Source organism: Neorhizobium alkalisoli (assembly GCF_007829835.1).
Lineage (GTDB): Bacteria > Pseudomonadota > Alphaproteobacteria > Rhizobiales > Rhizobiaceae > Neorhizobium.
The window spans coordinates 367,066-382,527 of sequence record NZ_VIWP01000005.1; the positions used below are offsets into that span (position 1 = coordinate 367,066).

Genomic DNA, 15,462 nt, shown 5'->3' on the forward strand with positions numbered 1-15,462 from the left:
AACATTCAAACGAGTTACCCCTTTTGGGCGACGCCTCCCGTCGTCACCGGTTCAATCAGAGCAGCCTTTGGCCCGCAGTCCGAAAACAAGGATCACGGTTAGTTTGGAGCAAAATGTGGCGGCGCAGCGAAAAGAAAAGTGCCCGTCGGATCGTCGCGGCACAGGGTTACCGCCCGTTTACGGCTTTGCTACTTGCGCGAGAACTGAAATACGCTGCGATATCGGGCGGAAAGCACAATTTCGTGTTGCAGCGCAAAAAATGATTTTTTCCGAAAAAAAATTGAAAAAAAGTTGATCGGGATGCCCGGCCAGCCGGTTTGGGAGGCTGGCCGGGGTCTAATTGTGGCTCAAATAAGGCAAACCTGTGACCAAATCAGGCGGCCGGCGCATCGGCTGCAGCACCGCCCCGACGCCGCTTCACCATGCCCAGCACCTTGCGCACCAGCGCCCTCTCGGTGGCGAAGAAAAGCACGGCATAAATCACGCCGCCGACCACGGCACCGGCGAAGAGCTGCAGATAGGGGCTGGTCAGCTGGTCTGCGAAGGCATGCAGGAAGAGCCGGACAGCGACGCCCATGATCAGCGAGGTGATCATCGAGCGGCTGCTGGTGAGCATGCCCCACCAGAACGGAATGCCATCGACCCGGAAAACCGCCCAGGAATAACCGACCAGCGTGATGGCGTTGACGACGCAGAGCGCCACCATCGCATCGACCAGATTGCCGTAATAGGCGGCGCCACCAATGCCGATCGTCGTCGCGATCGCCCTGAGAACCGCCGACCAGAACAGGACCTGGCTATGCCCGGTGCCCTTGAGATAGGGGATGAACGTGCTGCAGGGCGTGACGATCGCCTTCGAAAGCGCCAGAAGTCCAAGAACCGGCCAGGCATAGGCCCATTGCGGACCGAACAGGATCAGCATGGCCGGCTCCGCCACCGCCCAAAGCCCGAACATGGCCGGCGCGAGGATGACGGTCATCACCTGCGTGGAAAAGATCAGCGCATCCGACCGCCGCTTGCGATCGTCACCCATCATGCTGAAGGCTGGGAACAGCACGCCCATCACGGCCGAGAGCACGACCTGGTTCGGAATGCTGGCAAACCGGTTGGCCGCCGAATAGGCGCCGGCATCCGCAAGCGTGAGCACGCGGGCAATCACCACCATCGGCGCCTGGAAGGTGACGAAGTTCGCCATTTCCGATCCCATCAGCCCCGAAGAGTAGCGCAGCAGCGGCATCATCCTGTCCGGCTTGATGACGAAACGCGGCATGTAGCGGGTGATCGAAAACAGGCCGACGAGGCGAATCAGAGCGGCCGCAAAAAGCTGCACGACCAGCGCCCAGACGCCAAAACCGGCAAAGGCGAGAGCGAGCGCCAGCAGCGCCGCACTGGTTTCCGAGACGGTGCTGAGGATCGCGTCCTTGCTGAAATTCATCTGCCGGGCAAGCAGCGAATAGGCGACATCGGCCGTCAGCTGCAATGGGATGAGGAAGGCCATGATCTTGAGAAGATTGGCACTTTGGGCAGCGCCCATCCAGGTTCCGATACCTTCCGCACCGAAGAAAAGGATCAGCGCCATGGCGACGGCCATCGCCAGATTTGACCAGAACACGGTATGTACCGTATCCATTCCGCCATCGCGATCGACGATCAGGGCGGAGGTGAGACCCGCCCCGCCAATCATCGCGAGGAACTGAACGACCGTCAGGGCAACAGCCACGGAACCGAAATCTTCTGGTGTGAGCAGTCTTGCCAGAATGGGAACGGTGACAAATTTCAGCCCGAATGTGGCGGTCTTTGATAGCACGCTCCAGCCGACATTTGTCGTGATCGTCTTCACGCCTTGGGTTGGAGCCATAGGTCTCGATCCTTTAATTGGAGGTTGATTCTACGCCAGCGAACCGCCGCTTTCCGACGCTCAAATGGGGTGCCGGATTGCAATTCTTCGAAAACGCAGGGGCAAAAACATGGCGACGTTCACCATTATTATTCCGTTTTATCAAAAACAGCCCGGCATCCTTTTGCGGGCCCTGAAATCGATATTCGCTCAGAGCTATCAGGATTTTGATATCATCGTAGTCGATGACGAGTCACCCCACCCGGCCCAAATCGAGCTCAAGGACATCGATCCGGCCTGGCGCGAACGCATCAATGTCATCCTCCAGCCGAATGGCGGACCGGGGGGCGCCCGCAATACCGGGCTCGACAACATTCCCCCACAAACACGTTTCGCAGCACTGCTCGATTCGGACGATATCTGGCTTCCCGACCACCTTCAGAACGCCTTCGACAGCATGACCAAGTTCGGTGCCGACTGCTATTGGGCATCGATGGAGGCAAGCGAAGAGTTCTATTACCATTTTGGCATGAAACAGCTCGAATCCCAGGAAGGCGGCACCCGTCTTTCCGAAAAGCCGCTGGTCATCGAGATGCCGGACCTTGCCTCCATCATGTTGAAAAACTGGAGCTTTCTGCATCTCTCCTGCATGGCGATCTCGCGCGAAATCTTCTCCTCGGTCCGCTTCGACCCGAGCCTCAGACTGGCGGCGGAAGACGTGCTTTTCTTCGTCGACTGCATCCTCAAATCCCGCCGCACCATCCTGTGCGACGAGCCGGGAGCGGCCCGCGGCACCGGCCTCAACATCTTTCACAGCATCGACAACCGCTCGCCGGAATTTTTGCGGCAGCAGTTCAACACCTGGGTGGCGCTCGATACGCTCGAGCAGCGTTTCAAGGCGCGTCCGGGTGATGTCGCCTCGATCGCCCAATACAAAAACACCGCCCGCAGGCAGGCTCTCTGGAGCCAGGCCGGCCGTGTGAAACGCCGGCAAAGCCCGGATTTCGGCCTGCTCGCCCGCTGGGTCATGCGTGACCCGGCCATTATTGGAGCCGCCTTTTCCCTCGGCGCCGGCAAGCTCGGCCGGGGCGCAGCCGTAAAGGGCGCACAATGACCAAGAAATTCCGGAAACAATCTAACGGAGGCCTGTCATGAAACCCTATTACTGGGCATCGCATCACGGCAATTTCGGTGACGACCTCAATCTGTGGCTCTGGGATTTCCTTCTTCCCGGTTTCCGCGACGTCCATCCGGATGTCATGCTGGTCGGCGTCGGCACGGTTTTGAACCCCGTCCTCCTGCCGCCGGGCCAGAAGAAACTTGTGGTCGGCAGCGGCTACGGTTACGGCGAACCGCCGAATATCCGCGACCCCGAATGGGACGTCCGCTGCGTCCGCGGCCCGAAGACGGCGCAAAAACTCGGCCTGCCGGAAGACATGGGCATTACCGATCCAGCAGCGCTGATCGCGGACATGCCGGAATTCCGTAACCTGCCGAAAATCCACAAGAAAACCTTCATTCCGCATTGGGAATCCGCGGAATTCGGCATGTGGCAGGCGGCCTGCGAGCCGGCGGGCCTCACCTATCTCGATCCGCGTGGCGAGGCGAAGGCGGTCATCCGCCATATCGCCCAGTCCGAACTGATCGTCGCCGAATCCATGCACGGCGCGATCCTCGCCGATGCCTTCCGGGTGCCGTGGATTGCCGTGACCACGTCCGGTTCCATCAATGATTTCAAATGGAACGACTGGGCCTCCTCGGTCGGCGCAACCTACGCGCCGCGTTTCGTGCCGGTTTCGACCCGTGCCGAGGCGGTGCGCAAGAAGACAAAGTTCTGGGGCATGAGTTTTGACGCCGAACAGCCGGCAATGCACGCGCCAGAACCGGCGCACGAGCCGGCTGACACGTCTCATGGCGACGTCATGACCCGCCCGAAACCATCGACGACCGGCCTGCGCGGCATGGCAAAGCAGGTTCTCGCAGCCCCTTCGACACTGGCTCTCTGGCAGGCAAGCCGCGCCATACCGCAGCTCAGCCCGAGCAAGGTGCTGAACGATAAGAAGGAACGGTTCTGGAAGGTTCTGGACGAAATTCGCCGGGACTACATGTAACCGGTATTGCGCCGTTCGCGGCGCAATACATGTGCTAACCCTTTGAATTCAAATCGCCCCGGGATCCACGCAGATCCCGGGGCGTATTTTTATAACCGATCCTCGACCACCGGCACGCCGGGCAAGAGATAGCGCATCGCTGTCGGGGCAGCGGCCGCTGCCGGCGTCGAATTGCCACGAAAGGCATCCAGCTTGTCGTAAAATATCGCCGTCGAGACCGCTGGCGCGAATTGCAGGCGTCCCAAAAGATAGGAAATCGCCGCCCCTCCCCCGTTCTGCGCCTTCACATCGAGGAAAGCCCGATGTTCGTAGCGGGCGCGAATATGGTCGCGATGGCGGGTGATCACGTCGCGCGCCGCCATCGGCAGCAGCGGATCGGACAGGATTGCCTCGTCAGCCTCGTAAAGCATGCGCAGATCATGGGTGCGGTGACGGGCGCTCAGCGAATTGCCGCGCACAACCGCGCCATAACCGCAATGTTCGATCACCTTGTAACGCGCGCCGCGCGCCAAAGCCCGGACATAAAGATCGTAATCCTCGCCGAGCCGCATCTTCTCGTCATAACGAAGCCCATGTTCCTCAAGGAAGGAACGGCGGATGACCGGTTTCAGAAAGCCCGTTTCGCCGCGCGGCTTTCCGCGCTGCGAAATATTGCCTTCTACAAATTCGATCAAAGAGATAGACCGGCTGCGGGCCTCGAAGCGCTCAGGCGCCTCTGCCATCGAAGGATCGGCCATGAAGGCGATATTGTCGGCCAGCATGTCCCAGTCGCTCTCGGCGAGCATCGGCTCGAACCGGCCCGGAAAGAAGAAATCGTCGGCATCGAGGATGGCGATCAGCGGCGCGCTGGAGGCGGCGATCGCCTGGTTCCGGGCCGCGGACGGGCCCTGATTGACCTTGAGAGAAATGATGTTGAGGCGCCCCGTGCCGTCATCGGCAAGCCGTGCTGCCTGGGCAGTGTCGTCCGTGGATCCATCGTCGACAACGACGACCTCACTGACAAGATTTTCAAAAAGAGCTGATTTTACAGCGGCTTGGATCGTATCAGCGGCGTTCTTGGCGGCGATGATAACGCAAATCGTCTCGGTATCACTTGTCTGGGCGTCACTCGTCTGGGCGGTAGTCCCGGCCATGGCTCACTCCATCCTTCGTCGGTCTCGACAACCTGAACCTAGGAAAGTGGCCCTCATATGGAAGCACTGCAACAAAAAGATTGTTGCTCAGATATCCCGTGCCGGCAGATTTCCGGGGCGATCGGCACGGATGTCGTCGCGCTTGGCTCCAATGACAGCATTGGCGCGGGCAGCGGCGATATCCGGGCGATTGCGCTCGGCTTCAAGCTTTTCGCGGCGGACGAGATAGAGGATGCAGACGAAATAACCGACCTGAATGATCACGGCGCAGATGATCGTCTGTATAACTGTGGTGAAGATCGAGCCGCTCATAAGATAGGCCGCCACAGCGAATGCGACGAGGACGGCGATCATGCTTACAAAGACACGCGGTGCATACATATCTTGCCTCCCGAACACCTTTTTTGTTCAGTTATAGGTCGCAGGTGCCCCTCCTGTCTAAACACGATTATGATCGCAGGTCGGGGCCGTTGCAAGGAATACGGAAAACCCTTTGACCCCAGTTTGGTGAAACTTTCGTAAGGTTCCGCTCCTCGACAGCCGCTATCGGGAAACAGCCTAAATCGTTTCTTACCACGGTACCACAGGCTTTCACCACCCTTTCGCCACATTTCAGCCACAAGTGCAGCTCGGCCCTTTCCGATGCGGTATTACGCAACCATACCGCTCAATTGACCGTTCAACTTTTGTTACAAAGGTGTCAGCCACCACCAGAGCGACTATTGCAGTGCAACATTGTATTGCGACGCAACACGCATCGGCCTTTGGTCCTATCCCCAAGTTACTTTCGGCCGGGCCTCCAAGAAGCAATTGCAGGTTTAGTTAAAACCCGCCCTCATCGCGAGCGCCACCAATACCAGAGGTAGCGGTCGAATATTAGTCTTGGCAAAGCTATTACAGGAAAGGGACAGTATTGTAGGGGATACTATTCAATCGTTTTAAGCCCGAGGCCTGAAACAGCAACCGCTAATAGGCGATCTGGCCCGCTTGTGCACAGGGGGGTGCTAAAAATTCCACTAGCATCAAATTACGAACACAGACTTATTATCACATTGTCACGGAATGACGCGCCGTAAAGGCACCGACTATCGCCAAACCTAAATGGAGTTCACTCTATGAAGTCAGCGACACGTTCGGCAGGTTCGCCGTTTTCGAACTCTGAACAGGTCCCCGCCACCCTTCCCATCGGGGGCCTGGTGAAACGCAGCTTTGATGTCACGACTGCAGCCTGCGCTTTGATCTTTTTCAGTCCTCTTTTCCTGATGATCATGGCGCTGGTGAAAATGACCGATAACGGCCCGGCCTTCTATGGCCACAGCCGCATCGGGCACAATGGACGTGTATTCAAGTGCATGAAGTTCCGCACGATGGCCGTCAACGGAGACGAACTCCTGCGCGCCTATCTGCTGAACAACCCCGAAGCCCAGGAAGAGTGGCGCAAGACCCGCAAGCTGAAGGATGACCCCCGGGTCACCACCGTCGGCAAGGTGCTTCGCAAGCTCAGCCTCGATGAACTGCCGCAGCTTCTCAACATCATCAGAGGCGAAATGAGCGTGGTTGGCCCACGCCCGGTCGTCGATGAAGAGTTGAAGGTCTATGACAGCTCTGCAGTCTATTACCTGCGCACCCGCCCGGGCCTTACCGGCCTCTGGCAGATCAGCGGCCGCAATGACGTCTCCTACGAGAGCCGCATCGCGTTCGACACGCACTATGTCCAGAACTGGTCGCTTTTCCGCGATATTGCCATCATCGTGAAGACCATTCCTGCCGTCTGCCTCGCACGCGGCAGCTACTGATCCGGTTCAAGCCGATCCTCATGACGACCGGCTTCGGCCGATCGATCTCAACCGTCGGGCAAACGCTCTCCCTCCCGGATGCGTTTGCAAACGATTGAAGGGCAGTCCCCAATGCAAAAATACATGTCCGCGGCACGCCGTTCCTGCGTGCTTCTTCTTGCGACAGGCGTCCTTTCGGGCGCCGTCGCCTCGTCTTCTCAAGCCGCCGACAGCGGCTACAAGCTCGGTGTCATGGACAAGCTGCAGATCCGCGTTGCGGAATGGCAGCCGGCCGATGGCACGGTCCGCAACTGGGACATGGTTGGCGGAGACTATACGGTCGGCCCATCAGGACAGCTCTCGCTGCCCTTCATCGGCGACCTCAAGGCTTCGGGCAAGACGACGACCGAAGTGGCAACCGAAATCGGCCAGCAGCTGCGCGACAAGTTCGCGCTCAGAAACCTCCCTTCGGCCTCGGTGGAAATCTCCCAGTTCCGCCCGGTCTTCTTGGCCGGCGACGTAACGACGCCGGGACAATATCCGTTTTCTCCGAACCTGACCGTACTCAAGGCCGTCAGCCTTGCCGGCGGTCTGCGTCGTTCGGAATCCGGCCAGCGTTTTGCCCGCGACTTCATCAATGCCAAGGGTGATGCGGCCGTCTACGACAATCAGCGTTTCCGTCTCATCGCTCGTCTTGCCCGGCTGCACGCCGAGGTCGATGGCGCCAAGGAAATCGCCATGCCGGCCGATCTGAAGGACGTGAAGAACGCCCAGCAGCTGATCGACAGCGAGAGCTCGCTGATGAAATCACGCCGCGATCGCTACGAATTGCAGCTGAAATCGCTGACCGACCTCAAGGGCCTGCTCCAGAGCGAAGTCGAATCGCTGGCGCAGAAGACCGAGACCCAGAAACGCCAGCTGCAGATCGCCTCGGATTCGCGCGACAAGATGTCGAAGCTGACCGAACAGGGCATTACCAACAACAACCGCCTGATCACGCTCGAACAGCGCACCGCCGAGATCGAGACCAACCTGCTCGATATCGACACCAACACGCTGCAGGCAAAACAGTCGATCAGCAAGGCGGATCAGGACGAAATCAACCTGCGCAATGACTGGGTCGCCCAGCGCGCCAAGGAACTGCAGGATACCGAGGCGGAACTGGAAAAACTCGGCCTGCAGCTGACGACCAGCCGCCAGCTGATGTCGGAAGCGCTGACCCAGTCTGCCGAAGCGCTGCAGTTCGACCCGACCCGCAAGGCCGCGACGATCAAATACACGGTCGTCCGTGACGAAGGTCAGGGTGCCAAGGAAGTCGCGGTCGACGAGAATACGGCACTTCTGCCCGGAGACGTGATCAAGGTCACCTCGGAACTGTTGATGCAGTGAGGCTTTCTGCATGAGGATCGCCAAATCGGCCCTGATCGATCAGGACAGGAACGAGCTATACGGCATTGCCGCGATAGCCCTGTCCTTCTTCGTCTTCGCCTATTCCAGTCGTTTCGGACAGATCTCGATCCTTGCCTATTACGGGGTCTGGTTCCTACTCGTCGCTGCCGATTATAAAAAGGCGCTCGGCAGCTATTCGCGCTATTTCTGGATTTTCACCTTTGCGACCTTCTGTTTCGTCTCGTCCTTCTGGGCGCCGGCCTTCGGCATCTCGTTGCGTACGGCGATCCAGTATCTGACCCATGTCATCTGCGCGCTGATTGCCATGCGAACGGTAAGCGTCCGCACACTGACGCGCGGCGGTGTCGTCGGTGTGGCGCTGGTTCTGGTTTATTCGATCCTGTTCGGCACCTATACGTTCGATTCGATCGACGGCTCGTTCGGTTTCGTCGGCGCCTTTTCGTCGAAGAACCAGCTCGGCTTCTACGCTTCGCTCGGCATCCTGTTTTCCTATGCGACGGTGATGGTGTTCGGCGCCCGCCGGCTCTGGCTAGCGGCGGCCGGCGTCAACGCGCTTCTTTCCGCCTACTGCCTCGCAGCCGCGCAATCGGCCACCTCAGTCATCACCACGATTGGCATCGTGGCGATCTGCATGGGCATGCAGGCCTTCATGTTCTTTTCGCCAAAAAACCGGCGCGGAATATTTGCAGCCGCCCTCATCCTCGGCTTTGCCGCCGTGGTCGCTGCCCTGCAATCCGGCGGCATCGACGTCATTCTCGGCCTTTTCGGCAAGGATTCGACCCTGACCGGCCGCACCTATCTCTGGCAGAACGGCATAGAAGCAGCCGCGCGCAACCCCATGCTCGGCATTGGCTACCAGAGCTTCTGGGTGGTCGGCTTTCCCGATGCGGAACGCCTTTGGGACGATTTCGGCATTACCGGCCGCAGCGGCTTCCATTTTCACAACACCTATATCGAGACGACCGTCGAGACGGGCTTTATCGGCCTGCTGTTGCTGGTCAGCATCCTGCTCACCACCTTCATTGGTCACCTTAAGCGGCTGCTGACCTTCGGTTACACGCCGGATTCGCTGCTTCTCTTCAGTGTTGCCTGCCTTCTGATGATCCGCTCCTTCGTCGAGATCGACATCCTGAACCCGTATCACGTGGGTTCCTTCCTCTTCTATTTCGCCGCAGGCAAGCTGACCGCACGGCAGAAATCCACCGCGCAGCCGCGTGCCAAGCATTTCGGCCCCAATCAAATCGTCCAGAGCCAACGCAGCGTCCAGATGGGCTGATCAGCCCCTCTGGCCAAGCCTCTTAGATACCGATCAGGGAAGTCCAGGATGCCGACGCTTTATTCCATCCAGTATCTGCGCGCGCTCGCAGCCCTTGCGGTCGTCGTTTTCCATGCCGGCGAGCGCAGCGGCGTGCATTTCCAGATCGGTGCGGCCGGCGTCGATGTGTTCTTCGTGGTGAGCGGTTTCATCATGGTGGCGATCAGCGACAACCGCCCGACAAGCCGCCCATTGAGCCCGAGCGGCTTTCTCTGGAACCGCCTTCTGCGCATCGCGCCCTCCTACTGGCTGGCGACGCTTGCAATGATCATCGGCGCGGTCATCGGCCTCTTCCCGAACCTGAAGCTCGAATTCGGCCACACGCTTGCATCCTTCTTGTTCTTTCCCATGCCCTCCCCCAGCACCGGTGATCTCTGGCCGGTTCTCGTCCAGGGCTGGACGCTGAATTACGAAATCTTTTTCTACCTCGTCTTCGCGCTGACACTGCTCGCGCCATCCCGCCTGCGCCTGCCGCTGCTGGCCACAATTTTCGGCCTTCTGGTCGTGGCTGGTGGCACGATGCTGCAGCCGGAAGACCGGATTCTCGCCTTCTACATGGCGCCCGTCATTCTGGAATTCGTCGCCGGCGCAGCTCTCGCAAAGGCGTGGCGGAACGGCTATCTGCCGCCCGCTCCGGTCGGCATGGTGATGGTCGTCATCGGACTGGCAGGATTTGCCGCGATCCAGATCCTGAAACTCGATTTCGATGCGCTGACCTGCGGTCCGCTGGCTCTGATCCTCGTCACCGGTGCGCTCTCCGTCGAGACCCGCGGAAAATTGCCGAACATGCCGGCCCTCGCCTATCTCGGCGACGCATCCTATTCCATCTATCTCTGGCACACATTTGCAGTCTCGGTCGTCGTCAAGCTCGGCATGTCGCTGCACCTGCCGGGAGCCATCACGCTTGGCCTCGCCTTCTGCGCCGGCACGGTGATCGGCATCATCGCCTATGAGGGAATAGAGCGCCCGATCCAGGCGCTGATCAAGGGCAAGCGGACGGCGCTCTGGCGCCTGCCAAACCGCCGCCTCGCCCGTTAAGACCATCAGGCATATTTCGGCGGCTGGTCGTTTTCGTCCGGATTGGGAATAGGATTTTCATCCGGCAGCCTGTCGGGTTCCGGTTCGTCGATCGGCGGCACCGGGATGATCGGCGGTGGTACTGGCGGCACGGGATTTGGAACCGGTTCGAATGGATCTTGAGCCATTTTCTCTCCTGTCATGTCGGGGTCAACCGGGGAAACGCCCTATGGTTCCCCGGTTTTCACCCGTCAGGCCTTGATCCGCTCCTCGACCACACGCCAGTTGACCAGCTTGTCCAGCACGGCGCGGATATGCTCCGGCTTGCGGTTCTCGTAATCGAGATAATAGGCGTGTTCCCAGATATCGATGCCGAGATAGGCAGGCCTGCCGACGGCGACCGGATTGTTGCCGTCCTCATACCCGATCAGCGCCAGCTTCTTGTCATCGTCGCGGGTCAGCCAGACCCAGCCAGTGCCAAACACTTCGTCCGATACGGTAATGGCCCGCTTGATGAAACCCTCGTAATCGCCGAACGTGCCGTTGATATCGGTGGCAAGATCGCCCATCGGCCGGTTCGGCCCATGCGGCACGAACTGGTCCCAATAGGCAACATGGTTCCAGGCCTGGGCGGCATTGTTGAAGATCTTCTTGTCGGCTTCCGACTTGGCAGCGGCAACAACGATCTCCTCCAGCTTCATGTCGGCATATTTCGTGCCCTTGGCGAGCGTATTGAGCTTGTCGAAATAGGCCTTGTGATGTTTGCCGTAATGCAGCCCGACCGTCTTCGAAGATATCGTCGGCGCCAGGTCACCTTCGGTGAACGGCAGTTTCGGCTGCTCGATCGGCAGCGCCGCGCGGGCGATATGCGGGGCGGCCGTGGTGAATGCGGCAGCGGTTGCCGTGACGGCCGTCGCCGTCAGCACCGTGCGTCGTGTCATGTCCATGGGGTCCTCCTTTATCTCTCGATAAAGGAAGAACCCGCAGAGACCCGGATAGGTTTCAAAGACAACGCTCGCCCGAACTCATGCGTCCGGCACATTGTCCTTCAGTTCCTTCAGCCAGACCCGGCCATTGCCATCCGACGGCGCCCGCCAGTCGCCGCGCGGCGAAAGCGAGCCGCCGGACGTGACTTTTGGGCCGTTCGGCGAGGCCGAACGCTTGAACTGGCTGATGGTGAAGAAGCGGAACAGAAAGGTTTCGAGCCAGCGCTTGATGACCGGCAATTCGAACTGCCGCTTTTTCTCGTCCGGAAAATGCGCCGGCCATTGGCCGGCATCGACATCGCCCCAGGCCTGCAGCGCCATATAGGCGATCTTGGACGGTTTCAGGCCGAAACGGGTGAGATAATAGAGCGTGAAATCATGCAGGTCGTAAGGACCGATCTTGTCCTCGGTGCTCTGCATCACGCCATCGGCACCAGCAGGCACGAGTTCGGGCGAAATCAGCGTATCGAGAATCCGCTGCAGGACTTGGTCCGTCTCGCCGTCAAAACTCTCGGTCTTGATGACCCAGCGGATCAGATGCTGGATCAGCGTCTTCGGCACCGAGGCGTTGACATTATAATGGCTCATCTGGTCGCCGACGCCATAGGTGGACCAGCCGAGCGCGATTTCCGAAAGATCACCGGTGCCGAGCACCAGCGCATTGCGCTGGTTGGCAGCACGGAACAGAAAATCGGTGCGCAGGCCCGCCTGCACATTCTCGAAGGTCACATCGTAAACCGGCTCACCGCCACTGAACGGATGTTTCAGGTCGTGCAGAAGTTGGGTCGCGAGCGGCCGGATATCGATCTCTTCCGCCGTGATACCCATGCCGTTCATCAGCGCCCAGGCATTCGACTTGGTCTCGTCACCCGTCGCAAAACCCGGCATGGTGAAGCCCAGAATGTCGGAGCGCGGCCAGCCGAGTTGGTCATAGGCTTTTGCCGCAACCAGCAGCGCATGGGTCGAGTCGAGACCGCCGGAAATGCCTATGCAGAGCTTCTTGATGCCGGTCGTCTTCAACCGCTTCATCAGGCCCTGAACCTGGATATTGAAGGTTTCGTAGCAATCCTGATCGAGCCTTTTGGCATCGGCCGGCACGAAGGGATAGCGCTGAACGGCGCGCTCCAGCGCCACCGTTTCCTGCGGCCGCTCGAAATTGAACAGCACCCGCCGAAAGCTTTTGGCCGGCGTCATGTGCAGCGTCGCGGCATCGTTGAACGTGCCGGTGCGCATCCGCTCCAATCTCAGCCGCTCGACATCGATATCGGCGATGCACATCTGCGACTTGGTCGGGAACCGCTCGGTCTCGGTCAGAAGCTCGCCGAGTTCGTAGATGCAGGCCTGCCCGTCCCAGGCAAGATCGGTGGTCGATTCACCCGGCCCCGCCGCCGAATAGAGATAGGCGGAAAACGTCCGCGCCGACTGCGCCGAGCACAGCATCTTTCGCACATCCGCTTTGCCGACGGTGACGTTGCTGGCCGACAGATTGGTGAGGATCAGCGCCCCGGACATGGCCCCGAAATCCGAAGGCGGTGCCGGCAACCAGACATCCTCGCAGATTTCGACGTGAAAGATGAAATCCGGCATTTCCTGCGCCGCAAACTGCAGGTCGACACCAAATGGCACCGTCTCGCCGGCAACCGAAATCATCGATTCCCGCACCGTGCGTCCCGAGGCGAACCAGCGCTTTTCATAAAACTCGCGATAGTTCGGCAGATGCGTCTTCGGCACGACACCGAGAATGCGGCCGGCATGAATGACGACGGCGCAGTTGAACAACCGCCCTTCATGGCGCAGCGGCGCCCCGACCAGCATGACCGGCAGCAGCGTTTTGCTCGCTTCCACCATCGTCCGCAGCCCCTCCTCGACCGCATCGAGCAGCGCATCCTGGCCGAAAAGATCGTCGAGCGCGTAACCGGAAATCCCGAGTTCGGTAAACACCATCAGCGCCACCTGACGCTCATGGCCTTCACGCGCCAGTTCCAGCATGGAGCGGGCGTTGAATTCCGGATCGGCGATCTCGCAGGCGGGCGTGCAGGCAGCAGCCCGGATGAAACCGTGGCTATAGGGCGAATGGAAATTCATTGGCAGCTCCGCAGTCATCCTCACCGATCGGCGTCCGAAAACGCGCATAGGGTGATTAGCGTGAGATGGGCGTTTCTGCCAGTCATTTGCCCAGAATTAAGATAATGGCCCTCACCAAACCGGGCATGATCATCTGACGCTTAGAAGATTGAACCGACTCCCGACCTTTTCCAACACGAGAGTTTTACCGCAATAAATGGTCGGCGGGGGAGCATTCCTGTCCGTTTCGAAATCCCATGAAATTTCGCCGGGAAAAATGCCGTAGAGTTTAATGCCATCTGCTGTTTCGCTCGAGTAGTAAAACCCGTTGCTATCGTCCATCTGTCGAACAACAACAGCACCATTCTCACGCCTCGCCGTCATATGAGATGGGGCAATACACTCATTGTTCGCGAGGTGGTATTCTGCGATCTTTCCAGCTTCGCTCTGAATAGTCTTCAGAATTTGGGGGGCATCTTTGCTTGGTGCGCCATAAAATTCGTAGGCAATCATCAAGATCAGAAGGCAGGGGATCGCCAGTATCAGCGCTACAAATATCGCGAATATCTTCCTCATCGCGCCCCTAAATTGCTTAACTGAAACACACCTTTAAATACATGAAAAGATACACCTTATCAACCATAGCGATTACAGCGATGCTTTTGCTAAAATAAAACGGGCGCACCTTCCGGCACGCCCGCTTCGATCAGTCTTTGGAGTTTATCTCAGCTCAGGCAGCCTTGGCCGCATTGAGTGGGATCTCGACATCGATTTCGAGGATCGAAACGTGTTCGTCACGGTCCATCGTCACCCGCACCCGGTCGCTGTCCAGTTCGACATGCTTGGCGATGACGGCAAGAATCTCTTCACGCAACACCGCGACAAGATCCGTCCCGACAACCATGCGCTCGTGGGCGAGCAGGACCTGCAGACGCTCGCGCGCGGCAGGGGCTGATTTCGGCCTGTTGAAAAGACGGAAAATGTTCATGCGGCCTTCCTTCCGAAGAATTTGCCGAAGATGCCGCGCTTCTCACCGGGGATCGTGACAGGCAGGGCTTCGCCGGCAAGGCGGCGGGAGGCGTCGAAATAGGCCTGAGCCGGCAGGCTCTTGGCGTCCGCAAGCGTCACCGGCGCACCAATGTTGGAAGCGCGCAGCACGTCCATGCTTTCCGGAATAATGCCGAGCAGCGGGATGGACAGGATTTCCAGAACATCGTCGACCTTCAGCATGTCGCCGCGTTCCGCCCGGTTGACGTCGTAGCGGGTGAGCAGGAGATGCTTTTCCATCCGCTCGCCGTTTTCGGCCTTCAGCGTCTTGGAATCGAGCAGACCGATGATGCGGTCCGAGTCACGCACGGAAGACACTTCCGGGTTGGTGACGACGACGGCCATGTCTGCATGGCGCATGGCAAGCGTTGCACCGCGCTCGATGCCGGCAGGGCTGTCGCAGATGATCCAGTCGAAATATTTTTTCAGATCGCCCATGACGCGCTCGACGCCTTCGGCGGTCAGGGCATCCTTGTCGCGGGTCTGCGAGGCCGGCAGCAGGAACAGGTTTTCCAGCCGCTTGTCGCGGATCAGCGCCTGGGGGAGTTTCGCATCGCCCTGGATGACATTGACGAGATCGTATACGACCCGGCGCTCGGCACCCATCACGAGGTCGAGATTGCGCAGGCCGACGTCAAAATCCACAACGACGACCTTGTCGCCGCGTTGTGCCAGCGCTGCGCCGAGAGCAGCCGTCGAGGTCGTCTTGCCGACCCCGCCCTTGCCCGATGTCACGACTATGACTTTCCCCATCTTGGTCTCCTGTA

General features: G+C 59.1%; 15 protein-coding genes. 6 read left to right on the top strand and 9 right to left on the bottom strand.

From position 1 onward, the window contains the following. Positions 1–373 precede the first annotated feature (373 nt). Positions 374–1,858 carry a lipopolysaccharide biosynthesis protein gene (locus FHW37_RS20895; RefSeq protein ID WP_145639881.1) on the bottom strand — a complete coding sequence of 495 codons (1,485 nt, stop codon included), beginning with the start codon at positions 1,856–1,858 and terminating at the stop codon, positions 374–376. A 109-nt stretch (positions 1,859–1,967) separates the two neighbouring features. Between FHW37_RS20895 and FHW37_RS20900 the strand changes: the two genes are divergently transcribed. Next, on the top strand, positions 1,968–2,951 hold the full coding sequence (locus FHW37_RS20900) for a glycosyltransferase family 2 protein (protein WP_145639884.1): 984 nt from the start codon (positions 1,968–1,970) through the stop codon (positions 2,949–2,951). A 37-nt stretch (positions 2,952–2,988) separates the two neighbouring features. Further along, positions 2,989–3,948, top strand: a complete 960-nt coding sequence (locus FHW37_RS20905; RefSeq protein ID WP_145639886.1) for a polysaccharide pyruvyl transferase family protein — start codon at positions 2,989–2,991, stop codon at positions 3,946–3,948. An 89-nt stretch (positions 3,949–4,037) separates the two neighbouring features. Here the strand turns inward: FHW37_RS20905 and FHW37_RS20910 are convergent, their stop codons facing one another. Together FHW37_RS20910 and FHW37_RS34520 are read right to left on the bottom strand one after the other, a co-directional pair. Continuing rightward, positions 4,038–5,081 carry a glycosyltransferase family 2 protein gene (locus tag FHW37_RS20910; protein WP_145639887.1) on the bottom strand — a complete coding sequence of 348 codons (1,044 nt, stop codon included), beginning with the start codon at positions 5,079–5,081 and terminating at the stop codon, positions 4,038–4,040. A gap of 87 nt (positions 5,082–5,168) precedes the next feature. After that, on the bottom strand, positions 5,169–5,462 hold the full coding sequence (locus FHW37_RS34520) for an exopolysaccharide production repressor protein (protein WP_145639889.1): 294 nt from the start codon (positions 5,460–5,462) through the stop codon (positions 5,169–5,171). 734 nt (positions 5,463–6,196) lie between these two features. Here FHW37_RS34520 and FHW37_RS20920 point away from each other — a divergent pair. The 4 genes from FHW37_RS20920 (at position 6,197) to FHW37_RS20935 (ending at position 10,619) form a co-directional block, all read left to right on the top strand. After that, positions 6,197–6,877 carry a sugar transferase gene (locus FHW37_RS20920; RefSeq protein WP_145639891.1) on the top strand — a complete coding sequence of 227 codons (681 nt, stop codon included), beginning with the start codon at positions 6,197–6,199 and terminating at the stop codon, positions 6,875–6,877. A 111-nt stretch (positions 6,878–6,988) separates the two neighbouring features. Then, positions 6,989–8,245 (top strand): polysaccharide biosynthesis/export family protein, encoded by a 1,257-nt coding sequence (locus FHW37_RS20925; RefSeq protein ID WP_145639892.1) that lies wholly within the window; start codon positions 6,989–6,991, stop codon positions 8,243–8,245. 10 nt (positions 8,246–8,255) lie between these two features. Beyond that, entirely contained in the window at positions 8,256–9,542 is a 1,287-nt protein-coding gene (locus tag FHW37_RS20930) for an O-antigen ligase family protein (protein ID WP_145639895.1), read from the top strand. A gap of 48 nt (positions 9,543–9,590) precedes the next feature. Next, positions 9,591–10,619, top strand: a complete 1,029-nt coding sequence (locus FHW37_RS20935; protein WP_145639897.1) for an acyltransferase family protein — start codon at positions 9,591–9,593, stop codon at positions 10,617–10,619. Positions 10,620–10,624: 5 nt separating this feature from the next. On the opposite strand, the gene FHW37_RS33675 is transcribed toward FHW37_RS20935, so the two are convergent. The 6 genes from FHW37_RS33675 to minD all read right to left on the bottom strand — a co-directional run bounded on the left by FHW37_RS33675 (position 10,625) and on the right by minD (position 15,448). After that, a complete protein-coding gene (locus FHW37_RS33675) occupies positions 10,625–10,786 on the bottom strand; it encodes a hypothetical protein (RefSeq protein WP_186458341.1) in 162 nt (53 codons plus the stop codon). Between the two features lie 63 nt (positions 10,787–10,849). Continuing rightward, positions 10,850–11,545, bottom strand: coding sequence for a superoxide dismutase (locus FHW37_RS20940; protein WP_145639898.1), 696 nt, complete (start codon positions 11,543–11,545; stop codon positions 10,850–10,852). 78 nt (positions 11,546–11,623) lie between these two features. Next, positions 11,624–13,669: an NAD(+) synthase gene (locus FHW37_RS20945; RefSeq protein WP_145639899.1), complete on the bottom strand. Its 2,046-nt coding sequence runs from the start codon at positions 13,667–13,669 to the stop codon at positions 11,624–11,626. A gap of 129 nt (positions 13,670–13,798) precedes the next feature. Next, positions 13,799–14,224, bottom strand: coding sequence for a hypothetical protein (locus tag FHW37_RS20950; protein WP_145639901.1), 426 nt, complete (start codon positions 14,222–14,224; stop codon positions 13,799–13,801). A gap of 154 nt (positions 14,225–14,378) precedes the next feature. Further along, complete coding sequence (gene minE, locus FHW37_RS20955; protein ID WP_145639902.1) at positions 14,379–14,636, bottom strand: cell division topological specificity factor MinE; 258 nt, start codon at positions 14,634–14,636, stop codon at positions 14,379–14,381. Next, positions 14,633–15,448: a septum site-determining protein MinD gene (minD, locus tag FHW37_RS20960; protein WP_145639903.1), complete on the bottom strand. Its 816-nt coding sequence runs from the start codon at positions 15,446–15,448 to the stop codon at positions 14,633–14,635. The genes minE and minD overlap by 4 nt, the downstream gene beginning before the upstream one ends. Positions 15,449–15,462: the final 14 nt, after the last annotated feature.

Bases quoted from the DNA above. Each gene is read 5' to 3' on its own strand.
- FHW37_RS20895 (WP_145639881.1), bottom strand. From the start codon at position 1,858: ATGGCTCCAACCCAAGGCGTGAAGACGATCACGACAAATGTCGGCTGG.
- FHW37_RS20900 (WP_145639884.1), top strand. From the start codon at position 1,968: ATGGCGACGTTCACCATTATTATTCCGTTTTATCAAAAACAGCCCGGC.
- FHW37_RS20905 (WP_145639886.1), top strand. From the start codon at position 2,989: ATGAAACCCTATTACTGGGCATCGCATCACGGCAATTTCGGTGACGAC.
- FHW37_RS20910 (WP_145639887.1), bottom strand. From the start codon at position 5,081: ATGGCCGGGACTACCGCCCAGACGAGTGACGCCCAGACAAGTGATACC.
- FHW37_RS34520 (WP_145639889.1), bottom strand. From the start codon at position 5,462: ATGTATGCACCGCGTGTCTTTGTAAGCATGATCGCCGTCCTCGTCGCA.
- FHW37_RS20920 (WP_145639891.1), top strand. From the start codon at position 6,197: ATGAAGTCAGCGACACGTTCGGCAGGTTCGCCGTTTTCGAACTCTGAA.
- FHW37_RS20925 (WP_145639892.1), top strand. From the start codon at position 6,989: ATGCAAAAATACATGTCCGCGGCACGCCGTTCCTGCGTGCTTCTTCTT.
- FHW37_RS20930 (WP_145639895.1), top strand. From the start codon at position 8,256: ATGAGGATCGCCAAATCGGCCCTGATCGATCAGGACAGGAACGAGCTA.
- FHW37_RS20935 (WP_145639897.1), top strand. From the start codon at position 9,591: ATGCCGACGCTTTATTCCATCCAGTATCTGCGCGCGCTCGCAGCCCTT.
- FHW37_RS33675 (WP_186458341.1), bottom strand. From the start codon at position 10,786: ATGGCTCAAGATCCATTCGAACCGGTTCCAAATCCCGTGCCGCCAGTA.
- FHW37_RS20940 (WP_145639898.1), bottom strand. From the start codon at position 11,545: ATGGACATGACACGACGCACGGTGCTGACGGCGACGGCCGTCACGGCA.
- FHW37_RS20945 (WP_145639899.1), bottom strand. From the start codon at position 13,669: ATGAATTTCCATTCGCCCTATAGCCACGGTTTCATCCGGGCTGCTGCC.
- FHW37_RS20950 (WP_145639901.1), bottom strand. From the start codon at position 14,224: ATGAGGAAGATATTCGCGATATTTGTAGCGCTGATACTGGCGATCCCC.
- minE (WP_145639902.1), bottom strand. From the start codon at position 14,636: ATGAACATTTTCCGTCTTTTCAACAGGCCGAAATCAGCCCCTGCCGCG.
- minD (WP_145639903.1), bottom strand. From the start codon at position 15,448: ATGGGGAAAGTCATAGTCGTGACATCGGGCAAGGGCGGGGTCGGCAAG.